At 58.0% G+C, this 23,018-nt stretch carries 18 protein-coding genes; 10 read left to right on the forward strand and 8 right to left on the reverse strand.

Annotated features, from left to right (window positions below):
- Nucleotides 1-1,510, reverse strand: a 1,510-nt coding sequence (locus tag PROAA_RS04005; RefSeq protein ID WP_281182230.1) for a type IV pilus assembly protein FimV, incomplete at its 3' end; no start/stop codon positions are given.
- Nucleotides 1,511-1,948: 438 nt separating this feature from the next.
- Here PROAA_RS04005 and PROAA_RS04010 point away from each other — a divergent pair.
- The 6 genes from PROAA_RS04010 (at nucleotide 1,949) to PROAA_RS04035 (ending at nucleotide 10,131) form a co-directional block, all read left to right on the forward strand.
- Complete coding sequence (locus PROAA_RS04010) at nucleotides 1,949-3,196, forward strand: lipoprotein-releasing ABC transporter permease subunit (protein WP_186410100.1); 1,248 nt, start codon at nucleotides 1,949-1,951, stop codon at nucleotides 3,194-3,196.
- Nucleotides 3,189-3,893, forward strand: a complete 705-nt coding sequence (lolD, locus tag PROAA_RS04015) for a lipoprotein-releasing ABC transporter ATP-binding protein LolD (RefSeq protein WP_186410101.1) — start codon at nucleotides 3,189-3,191, stop codon at nucleotides 3,891-3,893. Before PROAA_RS04010 ends, lolD begins: the two co-directional genes overlap by 8 nt.
- A 106-nt stretch (nucleotides 3,894-3,999) precedes the next feature.
- A complete protein-coding gene (locus PROAA_RS04020; RefSeq protein ID WP_186410102.1) occupies nucleotides 4,000-5,520 on the forward strand; it encodes an ArnT family glycosyltransferase in 1,521 nt (506 codons plus the stop codon).
- A gap of 71 nt (nucleotides 5,521-5,591) precedes the next feature.
- Nucleotides 5,592-7,958 (forward strand): DNA internalization-related competence protein ComEC/Rec2, encoded by a 2,367-nt coding sequence (locus PROAA_RS04025; protein ID WP_186410103.1) that lies wholly within the window; start codon nucleotides 5,592-5,594, stop codon nucleotides 7,956-7,958.
- A gap of 15 nt (nucleotides 7,959-7,973) precedes the next feature.
- The gene (locus PROAA_RS04030; protein ID WP_186410104.1) at nucleotides 7,974-8,873 is read left to right on the forward strand and encodes an alpha/beta fold hydrolase; all 900 of its coding nucleotides are present in this window, start codon (nucleotides 7,974-7,976) and stop codon (nucleotides 8,871-8,873) included.
- A gap of 85 nt (nucleotides 8,874-8,958) precedes the next feature.
- Complete coding sequence (locus PROAA_RS04035) at nucleotides 8,959-10,131, forward strand: methyltransferase (RefSeq protein WP_245664148.1); 1,173 nt, start codon at nucleotides 8,959-8,961, stop codon at nucleotides 10,129-10,131.
- Between the two features lie 55 nt (nucleotides 10,132-10,186).
- Here the strand turns inward: PROAA_RS04035 and PROAA_RS04040 are convergent, their stop codons facing one another.
- The 4 genes from PROAA_RS04040 to PROAA_RS04055 form a co-directional block, all read right to left on the reverse strand.
- Nucleotides 10,187-11,731, reverse strand: coding sequence for a diguanylate cyclase domain-containing protein (locus PROAA_RS04040; protein ID WP_222102085.1), 1,545 nt, complete (start codon nucleotides 11,729-11,731; stop codon nucleotides 10,187-10,189).
- 41 nt (nucleotides 11,732-11,772) lie between these two features.
- Nucleotides 11,773-12,639, reverse strand: coding sequence for an Hsp33 family molecular chaperone HslO (hslO, locus tag PROAA_RS04045; RefSeq protein ID WP_186410106.1), 867 nt, complete (start codon nucleotides 12,637-12,639; stop codon nucleotides 11,773-11,775).
- Complete coding sequence (locus tag PROAA_RS04050; RefSeq protein ID WP_186410107.1) at nucleotides 12,636-12,992, reverse strand: arsenate reductase; 357 nt, start codon at nucleotides 12,990-12,992, stop codon at nucleotides 12,636-12,638. Before PROAA_RS04050 ends, hslO begins: the two co-directional genes overlap by 4 nt.
- A 187-nt stretch (nucleotides 12,993-13,179) precedes the next feature.
- On the reverse strand, nucleotides 13,180-15,471 hold the full coding sequence (locus tag PROAA_RS04055) for a bifunctional diguanylate cyclase/phosphodiesterase (RefSeq protein WP_186410108.1): 2,292 nt from the start codon (nucleotides 15,469-15,471) through the stop codon (nucleotides 13,180-13,182).
- Nucleotides 15,472-15,614: 143 nt separating this feature from the next.
- Between PROAA_RS04055 and PROAA_RS04060 the strand changes: the two genes are divergently transcribed.
- The 4 genes from PROAA_RS04060 to PROAA_RS04075 all read left to right on the forward strand — a co-directional run bounded on the left by PROAA_RS04060 (nucleotide 15,615) and on the right by PROAA_RS04075 (nucleotide 19,721).
- Nucleotides 15,615-16,718 (forward strand): ABC transporter substrate-binding protein, encoded by a 1,104-nt coding sequence (locus PROAA_RS04060; protein WP_186410109.1) that lies wholly within the window; start codon nucleotides 15,615-15,617, stop codon nucleotides 16,716-16,718.
- A gap of 89 nt (nucleotides 16,719-16,807) precedes the next feature.
- The gene (locus tag PROAA_RS04065) at nucleotides 16,808-18,703 is read left to right on the forward strand and encodes a sensor histidine kinase (RefSeq protein WP_186410110.1); all 1,896 of its coding nucleotides are present in this window, start codon (nucleotides 16,808-16,810) and stop codon (nucleotides 18,701-18,703) included.
- 91 nt (nucleotides 18,704-18,794) lie between these two features.
- The gene (fliW, locus tag PROAA_RS04070; protein WP_186410111.1) at nucleotides 18,795-19,223 is read left to right on the forward strand and encodes a flagellar assembly protein FliW; all 429 of its coding nucleotides are present in this window, start codon (nucleotides 18,795-18,797) and stop codon (nucleotides 19,221-19,223) included.
- Between the two features lie 141 nt (nucleotides 19,224-19,364).
- On the forward strand, nucleotides 19,365-19,721 hold the full coding sequence (locus PROAA_RS04075; protein WP_245664149.1) for a hypothetical protein: 357 nt from the start codon (nucleotides 19,365-19,367) through the stop codon (nucleotides 19,719-19,721).
- A gap of 133 nt (nucleotides 19,722-19,854) precedes the next feature.
- Here the strand turns inward: PROAA_RS04075 and ettA are convergent, their stop codons facing one another.
- The 3 genes from ettA to PROAA_RS04090 form a co-directional block, all read right to left on the reverse strand.
- The gene (gene ettA / locus PROAA_RS04080; RefSeq protein WP_186410113.1) at nucleotides 19,855-21,519 is read right to left on the reverse strand and encodes an energy-dependent translational throttle protein EttA; all 1,665 of its coding nucleotides are present in this window, start codon (nucleotides 21,517-21,519) and stop codon (nucleotides 19,855-19,857) included.
- Nucleotides 21,520-21,580: 61 nt separating this feature from the next.
- Nucleotides 21,581-22,141, reverse strand: coding sequence for a glycine cleavage system transcriptional repressor (locus tag PROAA_RS04085; protein WP_186410114.1), 561 nt, complete (start codon nucleotides 22,139-22,141; stop codon nucleotides 21,581-21,583).
- Between the two features lie 87 nt (nucleotides 22,142-22,228).
- On the reverse strand, nucleotides 22,229-23,005 hold the full coding sequence (locus PROAA_RS04090) for a ferredoxin--NADP reductase (protein ID WP_186410115.1): 777 nt from the start codon (nucleotides 23,003-23,005) through the stop codon (nucleotides 22,229-22,231).
- Between the last annotated feature and the right edge of the window lie 13 nt (nucleotides 23,006-23,018).

Raw genomic sequence — 23,018 nt, forward strand, 5'->3', positions numbered from 1 at the left:
GCGACAGGGTGCTGGACGAATCCAGAGGCACTTCCTCCTTGCCGGCACGACGACGTCGAGAAACGAAGTAGGCAGCCAGAAGTGCAAGAACCCCTCCGCCACCGGCCAGTGCCAGCGGATTGTCGAGCAGTCCATCGATGAAACCGGGCTCCTCAAGCGGAGGAGGTGGAGCAATCGCCGGTTTTGGCTTCACCGCAGGCTTCGGCTCAGGTTTGGGTTCCTCGGGCTTGGGCGCCGGTTCAGGTGGCGTCGTTTCAGCCGGTTTTTCCGCTGGTTTTTCAATCGCGGTCGCAACGGGCTCTATCTTTGCCGGCGGTGCAACGGGAACCGGGTCAGGTGTCGTCGCCGGCGGCTTGGTTTCTTCCGTGGGCTTTATCGATTCGAGCGGCATGGCCTTTGATGACGCCTGCGCCTGCAACTCGGCCAGATTCTGATTCTTCAGTTCAACCAGTTTTTGCAAATCAGAAACATTTTTCTCTAGAGCGATCAAACGCTCGTTCGCTTCCTTGAGCGCTTTTTCCTTGGCGATAAGGTCTTCTTCGCTGCGTTTGGCGCCAACGTCCGGTTTGGCAGCAGTTGTCTCGGTTCTGGAAACCTTTAGCTGATCCTTGGGTTCGACTGATGGCGCAGCCTTGTCCTCAACTTTGGCGCTTATCTTGCCGGTTGCCTCCTGCCTGGCAGCCTCATCACTGACGGGCGCCTGCGCTGCAACACCGGCCAGTTTGTTTCGGTAAGCATTCCAGTCCGAGGCCTGAGCGCGGACTATCTTGCTGGCTTCTCCCGAAGAAACGGCCTCGACAGTGGATTTTTCGGGTACGACAAGAATTTTTCCGGCCCTCAGCCGGTTCATGTTGCCGCCGTCGAAAGCATCCTGATTGGCACGAAAGAGGCCCACCAGCATCTGATCGAGCGAAACGCCATCCGGTTTGCTTTCCCCGGCGATCTTGTGCAAGGTATCACCGCGTTTGACCTCTAGAGTGTCTGGCCCTGAAGAAGAAGGCTGAGCTGCAGATTTCTGGGCTGACCCCGGATTACGGATTCTGGCGACCGCCTTACTACGCAACTCATCGTCAATTGCCGATTTCGTGCGTGTTGTGGCTACAGTCTGTTTACTTGCGGTTGCCGGTTTGGCCATCGCCGGAGCAAGCGGCGGGAAACCCTTTGCAGCTACCTCAGGCGGGTCAAGCAGGAAGGTGTATTCCCGAACCAGCCGGCCGGCAGGCCAGTTGAGTTCAAGCAGCATGTCGACAAACGGATCGTTGATCGGCCTGTCGGACGTCAGTCTGAGGACTGGCTGGCCATCAGCTCGCTTGTCCAGCTTGAACCGGATGCTCAGCAGGGTTGTCGCGTAATCCAGTCCTGCCTGTTTGAAGGCATCCGGCGGCGCCAACTGCGCCTTCATTCCGGAGAACTCATCGCGCGTCGCCAAGACGTCGATCTCCGCACGCAATGGTTGCCCAAGTGACGAAAGGACGACGATTTTCCCAAGACCCGCAGCCTGAGCGGCCAAAGGTATTCCGGAGAGTATGAGACACGAAGCAAGGGCATATGCCGAGCTTCGCAAACCGATATTTTTTAGCGTCTGATGAATTTTTTTAGCCACAGCGCCACCCTGAGCATGCGAACGGAAATATTAAAATAACATCATGGAGTTAGCGATGCAAGCTAAACTTGCTTGTGATACGCGACATATTTGTTGTCCGTCGAATTTGATGAAAAGAGCGCCTTCTGGCCATTTATTACAAATAATGCCGAAGGCCCTAACTGCTGGCACCTGCGAGCGTTTTCAGATTCCATTTGCGGTCGCCCGGAAACATACGGGCACGCTTAAGTGTGCGAGCCCGTACAGTGTAAATTGCCACGAACGACTCTGGCGGTACGTGTACCATAACGACTTCCAAATTTTGGTGCTGCATTCCAACGGCCCATTCATGAATCATTGCCTCCGATGCCGCTACCTTACGAACTGCTGATCGGTCTGCGTTATACGCGCGCCAAGCGACGCAATCACTTCATATCCTTCATTTCGATGATCTCGATGTTGGGCATCGCCTTGGGTGTCGCGGCGTTGATTGTTGTCCTGTCCGTCATGAACGGCTTTCAGACCGAGCTGCGCGGGCGGATTCTGGCCGTGGTTTCACATGTGCAGATCAGCGGGGCAAACGGCGAAATGACCGAATGGCAACGCGTTGCCGAACAGTCGGGCAGACAGCCAGGAGTGCTCGCGGCAGCTCCATTTGTACAGGCTCAAGGCATGCTTTCCTTTGGGCAATCGGTACGAGGTGCGATGGTTCGCGGAATTCTGCCCGATCTCGAAGACAAGGTTGTCGACTTCAAGACGCACATGAAGGAAGGCAGTCTCGACGCACTGGTGCCAGACTCCTTCAACATCGTGCTGGGTAGCGAACTGGCGCGGGCGCTCGGCGTTTTCGTCGGGGACAAGGTTACGGTCATCGCCCCGCAGGGTGTTGTAACACCGGCCGGCGTGATTCCCAGGCTGAAAACGTTTACCGTCGCCGGCCTTTTCGAGGTCGGGATGTTCGAGTATGACAGCGGGCTTGCGTTGATCCGCATAGAGGACGCGCAACGGCTCTACCGTATGGAAGACCGTGTTTCCGGCGTACGTCTGAAACTGGACGATCTGTTCAAGGCACCGCTCATTACGCGGCAACTGGCCAACAGTCTGGACACCGCCGCCTACATCAGCGACTGGACGCGCAGTCATGCCAACTTCTTTCGCGCCGTACAGATCGAGAAAAACATGATGTTCATCATTCTTTCGTTGATCGTGGCCGTGGCGGCGTTCAATATAGTTTCGACGCTGGTCATGGCAGTCACCGACAAGCAGGCGGATATCGCCATCCTGCGAACACTGGGCGCAAACCCGGGCAGTATCATGGCCGTCTTCATGGTTCAGGGTGCGCTGATCGGTTTTATCGGACTTGGCCTGGGCGTGGCCGGCGGTGTGACGCTGGCGCTCAATGTCGATGTGGTCGTGCCTTTCATCGAACGCCTGCTTGGTACGCAGTTCATGTCCAAAGAGGTCTACTATATTTCCAACCTGCCGTCCGAGTTGCAATGGAAGGATGTGACCACAATCACCGGGGTGTCCTTCGTGTTGTCGCTGGTGGCGACGATTTATCCCAGCTGGCGCGCTTCACGCGTCAACCCGGCGGAGGCTTTGCGCTATGAATGAGGCCACGAGGGATTCCGGGAAGGTCGTTCTCGCCTGCCAGGGGCTGAGGAAGATTTACCGCCAGGGCACGGGTGAAGGCAGCGAGGTGCCGGTCCTTATGGGTGTCGATCTCGAGATCGTGGCGGGAGAGCGGGTCGCCGTAGTCGGCGCCTCCGGCTCGGGCAAGAGTACGCTGCTGCATCTGCTTGGCGGACTTGATTCCGCTAGCGAAGGGAAAATCCAGTTGATGGGGCGCGACCTTTCAGAGATCAGCGACGCCGAGCGTGGAAACATGCGCAACCGCCATCTTGGATTCGTCTATCAGTTCCACCATCTGCTGCCCGAATTCACGGCGCTGGAAAATGTCGCCATGCCCTTATATATCCGGCGCCTGCCAAAACCAGACGCCGAGGAACGCGCGAAAGCAGTGCTTGACGAAGTCGGTTTGTCGCACCGGCTCGATCACACGCCGTCGGAACTTTCCGGCGGCGAGCGGCAGCGAGCGGCGATTGCGCGCGCTTTGGTCACTGAGCCGGCCTGCGTACTCGCCGACGAGCCGACCGGCAACCTCGACAGGCAGACCGCAGAAAGCGTATTCGAGTTGATGCTGGCGCTCAATCGCTCGCGGCACACGAGCTTCATCATCGTTACGCACGACCCTGGGCTGGCCGGGAGGACGGACCGGATTCTGACGCTGCGCGACGGGTCGTTTCTTTAAGCGCTGGTTAAGCGATCAAACCTTAAACTCCTCGTTATCGGGAGTCGATTTCAAAGGAAGTCAGTGAGATGGCCAAATCGGCGTGCCCAGACGAATTAGAGCTGCCATGAGTATCCAGAAAGATGTTGCGACCAAGTCAGAGCGCGGAATGCTGCTGCTGGCTTTGTCCATTCTCGTACTGCTGACTGTGGTGGCCATCGTTTCGCGGCCACTTACGCCGATTGATGAGACGCGTTATATCAGCGTGGCTTGGGAGATGTGGCTGCGCGGAGATTTGCTTGTGCCATTCAAGAACGGTGCGCCTTACAGTCACAAGCCGCCGTTGATGATGTGGTTGTATCAGGCCGGCTGGGCGGTCTTTGGTGTGAACGAATGGTGGCCGCGCCTGGTTCACCCATTGGTGTCGGCCGGCAACCTGCTATTGATGATCGGCCTGTCCAAGCGCCTTTGGCCCGACCGGCCTGATATTGGTGGGCCGGCAGCGCTGATTCTGGTCAGCAGTCTGCTGTGGACGATCTTTTCCACATCGGCCATGTTCGACGTCATCCTGGCGTTCTTCACGCTATTGGGTATGTACGGCACACTGGTTGCCGCAGATGGGGAGCGCAGACGCGGGATGGTCTGGCTGGGAGTAGCCATCGGTTTGGGTGTGTTGGCCAAGGGGCCGGTGATACTGCTGCATGTATTGCCGGTCGCGGTATTGGCGCCCTGGTGGAAGCCGGGCCTGCGCCGCGCGCATTGGTATGGCGGCATTTTTCTCGCGGTACTGCTCGGTGCAGGAATCGCTCTGTTATGGGCGATACCTGCGGGTATGAGTGGCGGCGAGGAATACCGCAAGGCGATTTTCTGGGGGCAGACCGCCAACCGCATGGTCGAGTCGTTTGCGCATCGCCGCCCCATGTGGTGGTACGTGCCACTGTTGCCCGTGATCTTTTTCCCATGGTTTATCTGGCCGGGCTTGTGGCGCACCCTGAGGAGATTCATCGGGCAGGATATTGATCGCGGTGGTCGATTCTGCCTCGCCTGGATGCTCCCTGTTTTTGTTGCGTTTTCGTTGATCAGCGGTAAGCAACCGCACTACCTGATCCCGATTTTTCCGGCGTTTGCATTGCTTGCCGCAAGGTCTTTGGTCGCTGAGGAACGCATCAAGGGTTTATGGATGCCGACCCTCGCTGCGCTGTCGATCGGAGTGGCATTTCTGGTCATGGCGAAAGGCGGGCTTGGGCCAAAGGTGGGTGACCAGAAAATGTTCACCGAGATGTGGCCTGGCCTGCTGATGATCACTGCGGTTGTGTTGCTCTATCTGTTCGGCCGCCATACTGCCAATCCAATTCCTGCGCTTGCTCTGCTGGGCGCTGGCGTGTCTGCTCTTGGGCAGCTGGCATTGGCTCGGCCTCTCTATCCCGCTTACGATGTTCGACCCATTGCCATTGCGATCCACGAAGCGCAAGCCAGCGGACATGTTGTGGCCCACCTTGGGGAGTATCACAATCAGTACCGAAGTCTTGCCGGAATCGAGGTCATAGCCTCTCAGAGCTATCTGGGCGGCGCGGTAGCACTGCTGGCAGCGCAACCCGCACTGTCTGTACTGTCGACTCAAGAATCAATTGATTCCCGACTGGATTGACAAGGACTCAACGGAAAAGAACGAGCGCCCAATAATGGGCTTGCAGACCCGTTTTCAGGTCTAATCAGCCCATGCGCTCGATCATCATTGCCTTTGCCTGTGGTATCGGTCTGCTCCAGTTGCAGGGTAATTTGCCGGGAGCGGACGTCATCGGCGCTCTTGCAGCGCTGGCGCTGCTTGGCCTTTTCCTGGTTGTCCGGCGAGAGCATTGGGCGTTCCGCCTGTTGGCGCTTTTCTGCTGCGTCCTGCTGGGTTTCGTCTGGGCCGGGTGGCGGGCGCAGCAGCGACTGGCCGATCAGCTTCCCATAGCGTGGGAGGTGAAGGACATACAGGTTACGGGAGTTATCGCTGCCTTGCCGCAGCGTTTTGAGCGCGGTGAGCGTTTCGAATTTGATGTCGAGTCGGTTCACACAAAGGGAGGAGTCGTTCCTGGCCGGATCATGCTGTCCTGGTATCACGCCTGGGACGAGCTTGACGGTTCGCGCGAGGGAATTGAGGTGAGTGCGGCGAGTGAGGCAGGTGAAGCACGTGAGGCGCGAGCGATACATCCCGGCGAGCGCTGGCGCTTTACAGTGCGACTCAAGCGGCCCCATGGCACTGCCAATCCACACGGTTTCGATTACGAAGCTTGGCTGCTTGAGCGAAACATCCGGGCGACCGGAACCATACGCTTGCGTGGTGAGGCCCGGCGGCTGGACGCTTTCGTTCCGAGTCCGGGTTACGCGGTGGAGCGCCTGCGCGATATCATCCGCAGCCGATTTCTGGCCGCAATGCCTGATGCGCCTTATCTCGGCATATTGATTGCGCTGACGGTCGGGGATCAACGATCGATCCCCAACGAGCAATGGACGGTCTTCAACCGAACCGGAGTCACTCACCTGATGAGTATCTCCGGTCTGCATGTGACGATGGTCGCCGCACTGTTTGCGGCGCTGGTCAATTGGTTGTGGCGACGCAGCGAGCGCTTGACGCTGTATTTGCCGTCACAGAAGGCAGTCGTTGTGGCGGGTTGGCTGGCGGCTTTTGCCTACTCGCTGCTGGCCGGGTTCGAAGTGCCGGCCCAGCGCACGCTGTACATGTTGAGCGTCGTCGCCCTGGCTCTGTGGTCGGGGCGCAATCTTGGTGTCAGCCGCACGTTGCTCCTGGCTCTGCTGGTCGTATTGCTCCTCGATCCGTGGGCGGTCTTGGCCACCGGCTTCTGGTTGTCCTTTGGCGCGGTGGCCTTGCTCTTGCTCGTCGGTACTGCGCGTATCGGCGAGGTTCCGGGGTGGAACGCAACACTGGCACGTTGGGGTGTGGCGCAATGGGCGGTGACGCTTGGTAGCATGCCCTTGCTGCTGCTCTTCTTTCACCAGTTTTCACTGGTCTCACCGCTGGCCAATGCGCTGGCAATCCCGTTCGTAAGCTTCATCATCACGCCCTTGGCGCTGAGCTTCGCCGTGCTGCCGTGGATGCCCCTTCTGCATCTCGACCATTGGCTGTTGTCGCACTTGATGGTCTGGCTTGAATGGCTGGCGGACTGGCCGATGTGGCAGCAGGCAGCACTGCCGCTGTGGGTTACTCTCGTCGCCGTTGCGGGTATCGTCTGGTTGCTGTTGCCGCGCGGCTTCCCGGCACGCTGGCTTGGGCTGTGCCTGCTCATGCCGGCGCTGTTCTGGCCGCCCCCACGTCCGGGTATTGGCGAAGCCTGGGTCGATGTGCTCGATGTCGGGCAGGGGCTGGCCGTAGTTGTGCGGACGACCGGGCACACGCTGCTCTACGATACCGGTCCGCTTTACAGTGCCAATTCGAACGCCGGGCAACGCATCGTACTGCCATATTTGCGCGCGAGCGGAGTTGGTCAGCTTGACACGCTGATTGTCTCGCATCGCGACAAGGATCACGCGGGGGGCGTCGCAGCGGTGCGCGAGGCCGTGCCGATCGCCCGCCTTCTGACCTCAATGTCCATGCTGGGGGGAGAGCCGTGTATCGCCGGGCAGAGTTGGGAATGGGACGGAGTGCACTTCTTCATCCTGCATCCGGTGTCGACCGATTACCAGATCAATTCAAGAAAGACCAACAACATGAGCTGTGTGCTGCGCATTGCGAGCGCTGAAGGCAGCGTCCTGCTCACTGCCGATATCGAGGCTGACGATGAGAGGACCCTGATCGCCCGCTCGCCATCCCTGTTGCCAAGCGACGTGCTGCTGGCACCACATCATGGCAGCAGCAACGCATCGACGCCGGAATTCATCGCGGCCGTTGGTGCCCGCGACGTGATTTTTTCCGCGGGCTACCGCAATCCTTTCAAACACCCGCGCCCGGAAGTGCTCGAACGCTACTCGACCAACCGTCAATGGCGAACCGACCGCGACGGGGCGGTTCGAATCGTTCTCGGCGAATCAACAGAGGTTTCGGCATGGCGGAAGGAGCGACAACGGTATTGGCAATTGCAGTGATGCTAGACTGGGCATATGAACAACCATGCTGACGTTGCCAAAACGACTGAGATTTCTGGCGTTGCGTTCCGCCAGCGCGGCGTCTGCTGCGCCTCGCCGACCGGTTTACACCACATGGCCTACAACGAATGGGGCGACCATGACAATCCGAAAGTACTCGTTTGCGTACATGGTCTAACGCGCAATGCACGCGATTTTGACCAACTGGCACGCGTGTTGGCCGGCAATTATCGTGTGATCTGCCCGGACATCGTCGGACGGGGACGCAGCGACTGGTTGCGTGATCCGACGGGTTACACCATTCCGCAGTATTTGCATGACATGTTGGTGCTGATTGCGCGTCTTGACGTGGAAACGGTGCATTGGGTCGGCACGTCGATGGGTGGGCTGATCGGCATGGCTTTGGCCAGCCTTGAAAATACACCGATTACGCGGTTGGTTCTGAACGATATCGGGCCGGTGATTCCATCCGAGTCGATCAAGCGCATCGGCGACTACGTGGGCCGGGCGCCAAGTTTTGATACGTATGATGCCGCCGAAAATTACATCCGCATTGTCAGTGCCCCTTTTGGCGCGCTCAACGACGATCAATGGCGGCAACTTACCGAATCCAGCCTGCGCCAAAACGCAGACGGGCGCCTGGAAATGCGTTATGACCCCGGTATCGGCGAATCCTTTCGCCGTGAAATGAGCGGTGGAGACATCGATCTGTGGCCTGTTTTTGACCGTGTCGGTTGCCCGACGCTGGTTGTGCGTGGTGCCGAGTCCGATTTGCTCAAGGCCGAGACCTTGCAAGCCATGGCATTGCGCGGGCCGCATCCGGCCGTTGTCGAAGTGCCGGGCGTCGGTCATGCACCGATGTTTCTGGATGAGGCACAGATCAGTATCGTGCGGGATTTTCTCTTGGCGGCTTGACGATCATCTGGCGACTCTGAATGAGTGACTTGCTGGATGCCGATGCGGCTGAATCACGCGCCGGCAGATTCATCGATGGGACCACGTGAACACTAGAAGCTTGCTGCCGGTTATCCAGTGGATCGAAGGAGGCGAAGGTCGTTCAGCGGTCTGGCGCTCCGAAGCAGGTGTTTCTCCACCCCAACGCGTGCATGTGGCCGACGATACGGCGACTGCCGATGCGGCCTTTGGCCTGGCTTGCGAGGGCACAGCGCTGCTTTGGCGCGGCGATTTTCAGAATGCCCGGCAGTTGCTGCAAGCCATGGCGCGGCGCTTCGATCGCAAACCGCGCAGGCGACGCAATCCAGGCGCTTTGTCGCATTCGCCCAGTGAAGCCTTCCATCAGCAGCGTATGGCTCAGGCGCAGCGTGCCCGAACACTGGGCATGCTGCTGATTCCTGTCGAGAAAGATCACCATATTCTCCAGCGCCGCGCACCCGACGTTCAGCAAGCTTGCGAAGAAGCCTATGGCGCGGCCGACGCGCCCTATGTTGTGTCGCTGCGCGAACTTCTTGGCCTGATCGGGGCCCACCAATGGCGCAAGAATGGAGTCGAGATACCAGCGCTTGGTGGACGCATTCACCCGCATTACGGTGTGTTTTCACCGGTGCGTGGCGAGTACGTGGCACTAGTCGCCGACGCGCCCTTGCCCGAATTGTTGATCCATTCGCCACCAAGCAACAGTCTGGCCTTCGATATCGGAACCGGAACCGGGGTGCTTGCCGCCGTTTTGGCCAGCCGAGGCGTGGCCCGCATCATCGCCACCGATCAGGATCAACGTGCGCTGGACTGCGCAAGTGAGAATCTCACGCGGCTTGGTTTTGGAAAGCAAGTTGAGGTGCAACTGGCCGATATCTTCCCGCCCGGACGTGCACCGCTGATCGTCTGCAATCCACCCTGGGTGCCAGCGCGGCCGAGCTCTCCGCTCGAATACGCCATATATGATCCGGGCAGCCGTATGTTAAGGGGATTTCTCGACGGGCTGGCCGCACACCTGGAACCGGGTGGCGAGGGCTGGCTGATCCTTTCCGATCTGGCAGAGCATTTGCAATTGCGCTCGCATAGCGAGTTACTGGCCCTCTTCGAGCAAGGGCGACTACGTGTGCTGGGCCGGCATGATGTTCGTCCGGCCCATCCGCGTGCGACCGATTCGGCCGATCCGCTGCACGCGGCGCGCGCTGCTGAAGTTACTTCGCTATGGCGACTCGGGGCAACGTGATCGGATAGGTAGTAGGGGGGCAGAACGAAGAGGCAGCAAACCGGGGTGGGCGGATTCAAGCGCCTGCAGCCGGTTGCTTTCGCTTCTGTTTGGCGATGTACATCAGCGCATCGGCCTCGGCAATCAGATCATCGGGCGTTGAGTGAAGTACGGGGTCGTAGGCTGCCAGGCCATAGCTGACGCTGATCGGAAACGGCTTGAGTTCCCTGGTCTCGACAGCGCCTAGCTTTTCCTCGATGCGTGCGAGCAGGCGCGTAGCTTCTGCCACCGGACAGTCGTGGAAGATCATGAGGAACTCGTCTCCGCCCAATCGCACGGCGACATCGCCAGAGCGGATTGAATCGGTGAGTGCCTTGGCCGTTGTGCGCAGCATCCAGTCCCCCTCGGCGTGGCCAAAACGATCATTGGTTGCTTTCAGGCCATCAAGGTCCAAAAAGCAGACGACAAGTTCTCTGCGGTCGCGTTTGGCGCGCGCCAGGGCGTTTTCGAGCACCAGAAGACCGGTACGCCGGTTCAGCAGTCCGGTCATTTCGTCGTACGTCGCATAGTACTCGAGGGTCTGTTGTGCCTTCTTGAGTTCACTGATATTGGTCAGGCCGAGGAGGTAGACCTCGTGCCCGGCGAAATCGATCTCGCGAATGGAGGCCAGGGCGCTGACTTCAGTGCGCTGCGCATCGAGCAGGACGACCTCGTAGCTGCTTAGTGGCTCGTGCTTGCCGATGGCGTCAAGAAATACGCCGTTGGTATCACTGGTGGCATCGAGATAGCTGCGCAGGTCGTTCCTCGAAATTTCCTCTGCAGCCGCTCCGAGCAGGTCGCAAGCTTTCTCGTTGGCCTTAATGATCGCTAAATCCTTCCTGTTGACCAACAGCATTGCGGTCGGGTTGCCGGAGAAGAGACTGTGCATGTCTTCTTCCTTCTTCTCAAGCGTCCTCATGTCATGGCGAATGCGTCGCGTCACCGGGGCAAAGATGAGGACCGCCTCGAGTGCCAGCACGATCAGCGTGATGGTCATCAAGATCAGAAAATACCAGCGTGCGGCGCTAATCTTGGCCTTTGCCTCTTCATCGTAATGGAAGACAATAGCGTCCATGCCTTGCAAGAAATTCTGCTCGTGTTCCCTGATCTGCTGGACGTCCTGACTGATCGATTCGCCGCGTTCGGACGCTTCGACCAGGTGTCTTGCCGCAGTGACCATGGCCTGATAATCGGGTTCGATCTGTTTGAATAGAGCGATGACTTCGTCACTGTTCTTTCCAGGCAAACCGAGGTCAACATCGCCGCGCAGCAGTCCTTGATGTGAGCGCTGCCAAAGGCTCAGCATTTCGGCCAGCTGCAGACGGAAGATTGCGGCTGACTGGGCAGATTCCGCCTGGGCGATGTAGTAGGTCATCTTGGTGATCCGCTGACTCAGCATGCGTTGCCGGCCTGCGATATTCACCACCCGCGAGTCGTAGTCCTGACTGGCAATCAGGTACTGAACCCCCACCTGCGAAACGACGGTCAGCAATGCGATCAGCGCGAGCGCCAAGATACAGCGTTTGCGGAGCCGGCCCACCGTGATCGAGGAGGCGCTTGAAATAAGCCGTGAATCTGACATGGCGCGATGATACTCGACAATTCAGTGCCGGGGCACTGCGTTCAATGAACCGTCGGTGGTGTTTCCGGCGTATTGCTGAAGAGCGCGTCGATGGCGCGTTTGTCGAAGCGGTATTCGCGGTTGCCAAGATCGTCGCGAACGAGAATCTCGCCGCGTTCACTGAGCGCGCCATAGACCTCCTCGCGGCCGAGCGAGCGAAGCATGTTGCCCACCTTTTCCCAGTCTTCGGGAGAGTTGTTGGTAACCGCCCGCGCGGCGAACAGACGTATGGTTTCTTCATGGAACAGCCGTGTGAGAAGTTCACCGATCGGCAGCTCGAGTAGTTCTTTGGGTTTGGCCGTGGCCGCAAGCGCTTCGATACGCGTCCAGCCGTCGCTATCGCGTTCGTCCGTGGTTGGCATCTTCTGCAGGAACAGGCCGGCTACGCCGGTCGGCGTTGCGGCAAGGAAAAAACGCGAAGCGAGCTGTTCGGACTGCATGAGATAGTGTTCGAAGATTTCGGCGATGTTTTTGCCGGCGAGCGGCACAATGCTTTGATAGGGTTTGCGCCTGGCTGGCGTGTCGAGCGAGAGCAAAAGCTGACCGTCACCCAGAAGGTCGATATCCGCAGTCGTATCGATTTCTTCGTCGTGCTGCGCCATGCAGCGAGTGTTGAGCGTTTCATTGCAGTCGATCACCAGCAGCGATACGGGGCCATTGCCGCGCAACTGGATGGTGAGTCGCCCCGGCTGCTTGAGGTTGTCTGCCAAGAGCAGGGAGGTGGCGCTCATCCGCCCGAGCAGATCAACCACCGGCGCAGGATAATCGCGATCGGTAAGAAGCTGCCGCCAGACGGCGCCAAGGCGTACGACGGCGCCGCGGATATCGAGGTCATCAAGCATGAAGCGCTGAACGCAGTCTCCTGTCATCCAAGTTCCCGCTTCAATGCTTTTTCGTAACGCTCAGGCTCGAAGCCGACGAGCAGGTCGCTACCGGTATCCGCCACCGGGCGCTTGATCAGCGTCGGGTAGTCGGCCATCAGCGCCAGCGCCTTGGCTTCATCAACATCGACACGCTCTTCGTCGCTCAGCCGCTTCCACATCATGCCGTTCGTGTTGAGCAAACGCTGCCAGCCGGCGCGCCGGTTCCAGTCCGGCAGGTGGTTTTGCGCGACGTCGGGCTGCTTGTAGTCGATGAATTCATAAGCGACGGCATTGGCTTCCAGCCAGGCGAAAGCCTTTTTCATCGTATCGCAGTTCTTGATGCCGTAAACCTTGAGCATGTCCCGTTTTCCTGTTTCATCGCCTGAGTTTGGCGAAGGCGCTGGCTTGAAAAAAGGCGAACTATGCGCAATCGTGGCGGAAAACTCAAGCGCTCCGCCACACGCCAAAGGTCAATGTTGGATCGGCGAGCAGGCCGCGGTCCGGCAACACCCCAAGCGGAAATCCGCAAACGACAACGAACCGGAGCTAGCCGGGATGTTCACGCTTACCGGCATTTCGGCCGTCCAGCCAGCCGGGGAGGGCTTCGGGCGGCATCGCTGGCGAGTAAAGATACCCCTGTCCGAATTCACACCCCATGGTTTTCAGCAGCAGGGCATGATCCTCCGACTCGACGCCTTCAGCAACGACCGACAGCCCCAGTGAATGAGCGAGATTGATCACCATGTGGGCTATTGTGCTTCCGCTATCGCCCATCGATGACATCGACTGCACGAAGCTTCGATCGATCTTGAGACGGTCCAAAGGCAGTCGGTGCAGGTAGGAGAGCGACGAAAATCCGGTTCCGAAATCATCGATGGATACATCCATCCCCATTGCCTTGAACTCGTTCAGGCTGGTGATAACGGAATCCGTATCCAGCATGGCAATCGATTCGGTAATTTCGAGTTCCAAGCGATGGGCGGGAACCTTCAATTCATTGACGATTTTTCTGAGGCGCCCGACAAAGAACGGGTCACGGAACTGCATCAGCGAAAGGTTGACCGCCAGCCGGATGGGCGGAAGTCCGGCCGCATCCCAATTTGCAATCTGGGTGACGGCAGTGCGGAATACCCATTCGCCAAGATTGACCATCAGACCGGCGTGTTCGGCCAGCTTGATGAAGCGATCCGGTGCCACGTGCGTACCGTCGCTGGTGGTCCAGCGCAGCAGGGCTTCGACACCGATCAGCCGGCCAGTGGCAAGTTCGACTTGCGGCTGATAATGCACATGCAGTCCCTGCTTGAGGTTGATGGCATTGCGCAGCTTGTAGGTAAGATCCAGTCGCTCCAGAGCGCTGGCCGTCATGTCGGGCGTGTGATACAGCCAGCGCCCTCGCATGACACGCTTGGCGTGCTTCAGGGCAATGCTGGTGGTCTTGAATAGTTCGAGACCGTTGCCGCATTTATCCGTCATCCGGGTCAGGCCAATGGTGCTTTCGATGGGCAGCAGATAACCATCAACGACGATGGGTTCGTAAAAGGCTTCGTGCAGCCGGGCCGGGTCGAGTCTTGCCTCGGGCGCCAGCAACCCGAAGACATCCGAGCCGACTCTCGCCAGGGTGCAGCCTGCGCCCCAGTACTCCCGCAGTCGGCGAGCGATTCCGATCAGTAGTGTGTCGCCCCGTTGGTGCCCGAGTGCGTCATTGACTTCGGTAAAGTGGTCGATATCGATCAGTGCAATCGTCCACCCGGTTTCTTGGTTCGAAGCGTGTTTGTCTATCGCTTCAATAAAGCCGATACGGTTCAGCAGACCGGTAAGCGGATCCGAGTAGGCCAGGGAGTGCAAATCGCCGAAGAGGCCAATGTTTTTCAGGCCGATGGCAACATTGACGCAGAATACGTCCAGCAGTTGTTTCTCGGTCAGCGACAGCGGTTTCTGCAGAATGAAATGGATGGCGGCATCCCGGCTTTCGGCTCCGCCCAGAAAGAGCGTGACCGCATGCTTGCCGTAAACGTTGCCTTTGTCGTTCAGGCACTGCTTGACTGCGCTGAGCACCGGCTGGTTTTCAATCTGCTCAAGCGGCTTGTCGATCCACGGGGCATATGCGCCGGTCGCGTGGACGACCTTGGTGTTCGCTGCGCCTGCCTTGGCTGTCGATTGATCGGTACAGCAGAACAGCATGCCTTCGGGTGCTTGACCGATTAGCTCGGCAAGACGCGGCAGTATCTTCTGGGCGAACTCGGCGAGCGAAAGGTGTGCGAGGAGATCAGTCGCGGAATCGACAATCAACGACAACCCGCGCTGGCTTGCCAGGATGTTGCAGATCTGCACATAGGAGCGAATCGCCGAAGTCAGTGTCGTAACGAGAGCGGCATGGGTCAGCTCCGACTTGAGTTTGTAGTCATTGATGTCGTAGTCGCGGATAACTTCGGCTTCCGGTGCATAGCCAGGCTGGCCGGTGCGCAGAATAATGCGCATGGCGTGCATGTTCAAATCGTTGCGCAGGGTGCGCACCAGTTCCAGTCCGGAGTGTTCCTGCTCCATGACGACGTCAAGCAGCAGTACCGCAACATCGCTCCTATTGTTTAATAGACTGAGTGCTTCGCCAGCGGAGAACGCATGGAGAAAGTGAAGCGGACGCCCCTCTATTCGCGTGTTGTTGAGGGCATAGCAGGTGGCGTCATGCACGGCCTGATCATCGTCGACAATCAGCACATGCCAGCTAGGTGGCGAGCGCGGGTCGTCTTCCTCGCCTGAATCGTTTCCCTCATCGAGGAATTCGACTAAATCGGTTGCATCAGTCGTTTCACGCTTACGCGCGGAACTCGTATTCTTCATGAATAATCTCTGCATTTTCGCATGATGTTCAATATACTGATTCTGATGGCAAAGTCTAGATTTTCATGGGGCGGAACGAATCACTGCCAATCCGTCCGGCGCGCTTTGTTTCAGGACCGCAACACGTTTGATCGGAGGATGATATGCCGAGGATGAGCCTGAGTCTGGTTGTTTTGCTTGTGCTGCTCTCTGCGTGTGGCGAGAAGGAACCCCTGCGCATCGGATTTATCGGCGGGCTGTCCGGACGCTTTGCCGATCTTGGAACACCGGGGCGCAATGGTGCAATGCTTGCCGTGGAGTTGCGGAACCAGCAGGGGGGTATCGGCGGGCGCAAGATCGAACTGCTGATTCGGGACGACCAGCAGGATCCCGAAGTGGCGAAAAAGGGCATTGATGATTTGCTGGCACATCAGGTTAAAGCCATCATCGGGCCGATGACCAGCAGCATCGCCGCCGCTGTCGTGCCAAGAATGAATGACGCGCGCGTGCTGCTGATGGGGGCGACGGTCACCACGGCATCATTATCCGGTCGCGATGATTATTTTTACCGGGTGGTCGGCACCACGGCTACCTACGCCAGCTACGCGGCACGCTATCACTACGAGAAGCTTGGGTTGCGCACGGCGGCACTGGTGCTCGATGTGGCTAATCTTGATTACACCGAGAGCTGGGTCAGCGAGTATGCCAAGACCTTTGAGTCGCTGGGTGGGAAGGTTGTCGCCAGGGTCCCCTTCGATTCACGCGCTGACAAGAGCTATCTGCGAATTGCCGGCGTCCTGTCAGAAGCCAAACCCGAGATTGTTGCTCTGGCGTGCAGCTCGGTCGATGGTGCGCTGATTGCGCAGAACCTGCGCAAATTGGACAAGTCGGTTCGCCTGGCTGGTTCGGGCTGGACGGCAACCGAGCGACTGACCGAGCTGGGTGGTCAGGCGGTAGAGGGCATGCTGGTTGAACAGTATTTTGATCGCTTTGACGAGTCACCGCGATACAAGGCGTTTCACAAGGCGTTTTTCGACCGTTTCGGACAGGAGCCGGGTTTTGCGGGGACCACTGCCTACGATGCGGCAATGGCTGTTTTTGCAGCGCTTGAAAAGGATCCCTCGGTAAAGGATCTGAAAAAGTCACTCGCCGAAATGAAGCGTTTTCAGGGTGTTCAGGGTGAAATCGTTTTTGACGAGTTTGGCGATGCCTCCCGCAAAACGTATCTGAACGAGGTAAGTCGCGGGCAGTTCGTTCCGGTCAAATAGGTATGGCCAGCGCTGTTACACTAAAACGTATCCTTGCCGCAAGATTCTTTGTTCTGGCCTCGGTTTTTAGTTTGAGCATGATGCTCGTCATGCTTTTCTGGTTGAAGCCGCGTCTGCAGGATTTGGTGACCCGGAGTAACGAATCACTGGCTACTGCACTGGCGGTTCAGGCCGAGAAATATCTGGCGGCGCCGCAACGCACGCTGGAGGTGTTGGCGGAAAGGATCGTTGCCAGCGAGGCCGGGCAGCAGATGCCGCTTACCCCGTTGCTCGACGCGCTGGTCGAAAGCAGTGATTTCTTCGAAGTTATCTACGTCGTCGACCGGAAGGGCCGAATCGAGCATCTCGGTCTGCCTGACACGGTCAAGAACCGAAATGATTTTGTGGATCTCGATCTGTCAGGCAATCCGCTTGTTGACCGAACGAGACACGGCGCCAAAGTTGGCCCGTCAATCTGGTCGAATATTTTTCTGTCCGCAGTCAGCGGTCGCCTGGCGGTTGCTCTGGCCCTTTCTGCGGGAGAACACACAGTGATCGGCGAGGTTGGTCTGGCCAATCTGTCAGCGTTTGTTCGTCGCGTGGCAAACCAGGAAGGCACCTCGATGATCATCGTTGATGGCCAGGGGCAGGTTCTTGCCCATCCGGACGTCGAGGTGGCACGCCAGCAATTGAACATCAGCTATTTGCCTTTGCTCAAAGCCGGAGAACACTCGCTCGGAACGGCCGTGACGCGCTTTGAGGGTGTCGAGGTGATCGCAACGCGTGCGCCGATTGCCGGGATTGACTGGTTGGTACTGGTGATGCAGCCGCTGTCGATAGCCCGTGAGCCGATGATCACGACGCTGGTCGTTTTGTCGGTTGTTGGCTTGCTCGCGACGCTACTGGCAATCGGCTTGGGGATAGGATTTGCCCGTCGCCTTGCCGGAGTTTTCGAGCGGCTGGTCGGTACCGCAGAGTCGGTGGCTGTTGGCCGCTATCCAGGCGTCTGGCCGCGTTCCCGTGTGGTCGAGTTCGGCCGATTGATAGATAGTTTGTTACGCATGTCATCTGCCGTACGAGAACGGGAAGAAGCGCTGGCCAGCAGTCAGAACCAGCTCAGGGATCTCAACCAGAGTCTCGAACAGCGTGTCGAAGAGCGTACGGCCCAGCTGGTAAGCGCCAATGCCGAGCTGCAATCTACCCTCGCGCAGTTATCGGTAGCCCAGGATGAACTTCAGCGTGCCGAGCGTCTCGCCGCCCTAGGTGCTTTGGTTGCCGGTGTCGCGCACGAACTCAATACGCCGATTGGCAACTGCTTGGTCGTTGCGACGGCCTGTGCGGCGAAACAGCGTGAATTCGAAGCAGAGATCGAACACGGACTGAAGCGGTCTTCCCTGAATGCGCTGGTCGAAGGAAACCGGAAAGCAATGGATCTGCTGCAAGTGAATCTTCGTCGTTCTGCCGAACTGATTTCGAGTTTCAAGCAAGTGGCGGTCGATCAGACAACGGTGCAGCGACGCCAGTTTTCCCTCCACGATACGGTTCATGAAATTGTGGTCACGGTTTCCCCGACGGTGAAGATCAGCGGTTGCCGGGTTGTTTTCGATGTGCCTGAAGACATTCGCATGGAAAGCTTTCCGGGGCCGCTCGGTCAGGTTCTGAGCAATCTGATCAATAACGCCGTGATCCACGCTTATGCAGGATGTGCGACTCCGGAACATGGCGAAATCAGCATCGAGGCGCGATTGCTTGAGAACGACTGGGTGGTACTGACTGTTGCCGACAAAGGCGAGGGAATTCCACCGGAGCATATCAAGCGGGTTTTTGACCCCTTCTTTACGACCAGGATGGGGCAGGGCGGAACGGGTCTCGGGCTGCATATTGTGTATAACATCGTCAACGATCTGCTCGGCGGGAGAATTCGGGTTGAAAGCGAACCCGGTCGAGGTTCGCGCTTCATTATTCAGCTTCCCTGCGTCGCTCCTGTTTCGGCTATTGTTGTCTGAGTGCCGTGCTGTCGGGGAAGGCTTGCTTTGTTCGAATCAATATGTATGAATTGAAGCTGCACGGATTTTCGGGATTTATAAGGGAGCTTAAATGAAGATTGATATCGAACGCCTCGGTTTGAAGAATGTCACGATTGATCCGGAGACCTTGTTCAGCTTTCCGGAGGGCATCGCCGGTTTCGAGGATTGCAGGCGCTTTAAGGTTTTTCACGAGGAAGGCAAAACCACCGTTTTCTGGCTGCAGTCCGTCGATGATGTGGCGGTCGCGTTTCCGATTGTGGCTCCCGAGTCGCTCGATATCGAGTACCAGATCGAACTCTCGGATGCCGACTGTGCGCTGATCGACTTGCAGGACGCCAAGGATATCGCGGTTGCGGTTATCGTCTACCGTGACGAGGCCGAGGGCGGAAAGATCGGGGCCAATACACGCTCGCCAGTGATCCTCAACCTGAATAGTCGCAAGGGGATGCAGAAGGTGCTTCAGAGCGTTCATCCGACATTGCTTTACCGCGCCCGATAAGCATCTGCTGGATTGCATTTGTCGCATCAGCTTGTGGATTGTGTTGGTCGCTCTTAGGCGTAACTGACAGTTCCTGAATCATAGGGAATGGCGCTGAATCGATACCACGGCAGTGATTGCCACCAGGCTTCCTGGAATTTTGTGTCAACCTCTTTCGAGAAGCTGCGTTATTCGGCTCATGGTGGGCATCCACCGAAACCAACGGAGCTGAAAATGGGCAGTCTGAGTAATGAATCCTTTGACGAATTTCTGGATTCTCTGAAACTGGCAGGTGTTGCAATCAGCAACGAACGCGAGTTGCGTGAGCGTCTTGCCGAAGCTCAGCGCTGGCGCTTTGCCTTCGCCACCCTGGCATCCAACGGTCGCACGCTGGGCATCCGCTTTCAGGATCGCAGCGCCGGAGAGAACGAAGCCAAGATCCGTCGCGCTTTTAACCAGTTCCAGTTTCCGGAAAGCACCGAAGCGGCCTTCGCTGCCAGTCTCCGCTTAGAACACTGATTCCCGGTTTGCCGCGCAAGCCGCGCGGCGCAGCAGAAAGCTTCTCGATTTCGGCGATTCGCCAGCTTTTCGGGAAATCAAGCTCAGGCCCGCCATACAGCGGGCCTTTCTCATTGGACGAACGAATAGTTTGCTACCGTGTTACTGGTTTGTAGCGAATCCGCTTCGGTTTCGCACCTTCTTCGCCAAGTCGCTTGATCTTGTCTTGTTCGTACTCATGATAATTGCCGGCAAAGAAGCTCCACTGCGATTCACCTTCACAGGCAAGAATGTGCGTGCAGATTCGATCGAGGAACCAGCGGTCGTGAGAGATGACCATGACGCTGCCGCCGAATTCGAGCAGGGCATCTTCCAGCGCGCGCAAGGTTTCGACGTCCAGATCGTTGGACGGCTCGTCGAGCAGCAGGACGTTGCCGCCGGCGATCAGCGTTTTGGCCATGTGCAGCCTTCCACGCTCGCCACCGGAAAGCTGGCCGACAAACTTCTGCTGGTCGGAGCCTTTGAAGTTGAAGCGGCCGATGTAGGCGCGTGACGGCGTTTCGTACTTGCCGACGGTGAGAATATCGGAGCCGCCTGAAATTTCCTCAAATACTGTCTTGTTGCCGTCAAGGCAGTCGCGGCTTTGATCCACATAGGCGAGTTTGACTGTCGAGCCGATTTCGACTTCACCCGAATCCGGTTTTTCCTGACCGGTGAGCATGCGGAAGAGCGTTGATTTGCCGGCGCCGTTCGGGCCGATGATGCCGACGATGGCGCCGGGCGGCACGTTGAACGAAAGCTTGTCCATCAACAGTCGATCGCCAAATGCCTTGCTGACGTTCCTGAACTCGATGACCTTGCTGCCCAGGCGTTCGCCGACCGGAATGAAGATTTCCTGGGTTTCGTTGCGTTTCTGGTAATCGACGCTGGAGAGTTCTTCAAAACGGGCCAGTCGGGCCTTGCTTTTGGCTTGCCGCGCTTTCGGGTTCTGCCGGACCCACTCGAGTTCCTGCTTCATCGTCTTGATGCGTCCGGATTCCTGCTTGCCTTCGGTTTCGAGGCGCGCTTCCTTTTGCTCCAGCCAGCTTGAATAGTTGCCTTTCCAGGGGATGCCTTGACCCCGGTCGAGTTCAAGAATCCATTCGGCAGCGTTGTCGAGAAAGTAGCGGTCATGCGTGACGGCGACGACGGTGCCGGGAAAGCGTACGAGGAACTGCTCCAGCCATTCGACCGATTCGGCGTCGAGGTGGTTGGTCGGCTCGTCGAGAAGCAGCATGTCGGGCCGGGAGAGCAGCAGCTTACACAGGGCAACGCGGCGCTTCTCGCCACCGGAGAGGTTCTTGATGGGTGCGTCCCAGGGTGGCAGGCGCAACGCGTCGGCGGCGAGTTCGAGCTGGCTGGCCAGGTCGTTGCCGGCTGCGGCGATGATCGCTTCAAGCCGCGCTTGTTCCTCCGCTAGCTTGTCGAAATCGGCATCCTCCTCGGCGTAAGCGGCATAGACGGCTTCGAGTTTTTCCTGCGCCTGCATCACTTCGCCCATGCCCGACTCGACTTCCTGGCGAACGCTTAACTCGGGATCGAGCTGCGGCTCCTGCGGCAGGTAGCCGATGTTCAGGCCGGGCATCGGCGTTGCTTCGCCAATGATGTCCTTGTCGAGGCCGGCCATGATGCGCAGCACGGTTGACTTGCCGGAGCCGTTGAGTCCCAGGAGGCCGATCTTGGCGCCGGGAAAGAAGGAAAGGGAGATGTCCTTGATAATCTGGCGTTTGGGCGGGACGATCTTGCCCACGCGGTTCATCGTAAATACGTACTGAGCCATGGCTGGGTTCTTTGTGAGGATTATCGAAACTGACGATACGCTGACCGGTATCTCAATTTCATCAAGTGGGGATAGTTTCGTCCAGGGTGATATCGACCATCAGGTCGTTCGAGATGCTTTCCAGATCATCGGTCAGGGCGCCGACATCCAGCGTTGACAGGGCCGTCAATTCGGCAATGGCATGGAAAAGTATTTCTGCCGACATCGGCGCGCTGGCCGTATGCGTACAGAGGTCTTCGACGTTAACCGCGTGCCGGGCGAAAACTTGCGAAACCTCGCGCACAATGCCAATGCGATCATGGCCGACCAGCGAAAACTTCAGTCGTCGGGTATGTGCAGCGGTTCCCGGGGAAGCCGATGGCCCTGACGGCTCGCTGGGTTCGCACGCTTCGGAGGTGACACGCAGGCCGGTCAATTCTGCAAGCGCCGACTTGAGCGCTTCGAGTTGCGTACCGGGGACGCTGACGCGCACGATACCGGCGAATTTCCCCGACAGGTGCGACATCGATGATTCCAGCCAGTTTCCCTGATGTCGGCTGATGGCGGTGGCAAGTTGCTCGACCAGGCCCGGACGATCATCGCCGATGGCGGTCAAAACGAGAGAGATATTGCTGCTGCTCATGGCGTACTCCGGACGCAGTAATGCCGCCATTGTACGCCGGGCCGACTCCTTCAGTTCATGCTTGACGCGTTGTGCCGGGTGGATGCCCTATTTTTCGACGAAAGCACGCTCGATGACATAGTCACCCGTGGCGCCAATGTGGGGCGACATCTTGAATCCGCGCTCGTTAAGCAGTGTGCAGCAATCCTTGATCATCGCTGGACTGCCACAGATCATGACGCGGTCCTTGGCGGGGTTCAGCGTGGGCAGGCCGATATCGGAAAACAGCTTCCCGTTTTCGATCAAATGTGTGATCCGACCCTGATTCTGAAAGGGCTCGCGCGTGACGGTCGGGTAATAGATCAATTTGTCCTGTACCAGATCGGCGAAGTATTCGTGCTTCGGGAGTTCTTCGGTAATGAAGTCGCGGTAGGCCAGTTCATTCACTGTGCGCACCCCGTGAACCAGAATAACTTTGTCGAAGCGCTCGTAACTTTCCGGATCCTGAATCAGGCTGATGAACGGCGCGAGACCGGTACCCGTGGCCAGCAGATAGAGGTTCTTGCCGGGTTTAAGGTCACGCAAGACCAGCGTTCCCGTGGGCTTGCGGCTGACGACGACGGCGTCGCCCACGGATAGATGCTGCAGCTTCGATGTCAGGGGGCCGTTGGTGACCTTGATGCTGAAAAATTCCAGAAAATCGTCGTGATTGGCGCTGGCAATGCTGTAGGCGCGGGTTAGCGGACGTCCTTCCTGTTCGAGACCGAGCATCACAAACTGTCCGTTGATGAAGCGCAGGCTCGCATCGCGTGTGGTGCGGAAGCTGAACAGGTTGTCGTTCCAGTGATGGACGGAAAGGACGCGCTGGGAGGAAAGATTGCTCATGGCCTTGTTTCTC

The sequence above is a fragment of the Candidatus Propionivibrio aalborgensis genome (genome assembly GCF_900089945.1).
Lineage (GTDB): Bacteria > Pseudomonadota > Gammaproteobacteria > Burkholderiales > Rhodocyclaceae > Propionivibrio > Propionivibrio aalborgensis.

What these genes read in the sequence shown, in the direction of transcription:
- lolD (WP_186410101.1), top strand. Translation starts at nt 3,189, where the DNA reads ATGAATGAGGCCACGAGGGATTCCGGGAAGGTCGTTCTCGCCTGCCAG.
- hslO (WP_186410106.1), bottom strand. Translation starts at nt 12,639, where the DNA reads ATGACAGGAGACTGCGTTCAGCGCTTCATGCTTGATGACCTCGATATC.
- PROAA_RS04050 (WP_186410107.1), bottom strand. Translation starts at nt 12,992, where the DNA reads ATGCTCAAGGTTTACGGCATCAAGAACTGCGATACGATGAAAAAGGCT.
- PROAA_RS04010 (WP_186410100.1), top strand. Translation starts at nt 1,949, where the DNA reads ATGCCGCTACCTTACGAACTGCTGATCGGTCTGCGTTATACGCGCGCC.
- PROAA_RS04065 (WP_186410110.1), top strand. Translation starts at nt 16,808, where the DNA reads ATGCTTTTCTGGTTGAAGCCGCGTCTGCAGGATTTGGTGACCCGGAGT.
- PROAA_RS04025 (WP_186410103.1), top strand. Translation starts at nt 5,592, where the DNA reads ATGCGCTCGATCATCATTGCCTTTGCCTGTGGTATCGGTCTGCTCCAG.
- PROAA_RS04030 (WP_186410104.1), top strand. Translation starts at nt 7,974, where the DNA reads ATGAACAACCATGCTGACGTTGCCAAAACGACTGAGATTTCTGGCGTT.
- PROAA_RS04060 (WP_186410109.1), top strand. Translation starts at nt 15,615, where the DNA reads ATGCCGAGGATGAGCCTGAGTCTGGTTGTTTTGCTTGTGCTGCTCTCT.
- PROAA_RS04090 (WP_186410115.1), bottom strand. Translation starts at nt 23,005, where the DNA reads ATGAGCAATCTTTCCTCCCAGCGCGTCCTTTCCGTCCATCACTGGAAC.
- ettA (WP_186410113.1), bottom strand. Translation starts at nt 21,519, where the DNA reads ATGGCTCAGTACGTATTTACGATGAACCGCGTGGGCAAGATCGTCCCG.
- PROAA_RS04085 (WP_186410114.1), bottom strand. Translation starts at nt 22,141, where the DNA reads ATGAGCAGCAGCAATATCTCTCTCGTTTTGACCGCCATCGGCGATGAT.
- PROAA_RS04040 (WP_222102085.1), bottom strand. Translation starts at nt 11,731, where the DNA reads ATGTCAGATTCACGGCTTATTTCAAGCGCCTCCTCGATCACGGTGGGC.
- fliW (WP_186410111.1), top strand. Translation starts at nt 18,795, where the DNA reads ATGAAGATTGATATCGAACGCCTCGGTTTGAAGAATGTCACGATTGAT.
- PROAA_RS04020 (WP_186410102.1), top strand. Translation starts at nt 4,000, where the DNA reads ATGAGTATCCAGAAAGATGTTGCGACCAAGTCAGAGCGCGGAATGCTG.
- PROAA_RS04055 (WP_186410108.1), bottom strand. Translation starts at nt 15,471, where the DNA reads ATGAAGAATACGAGTTCCGCGCGTAAGCGTGAAACGACTGATGCAACC.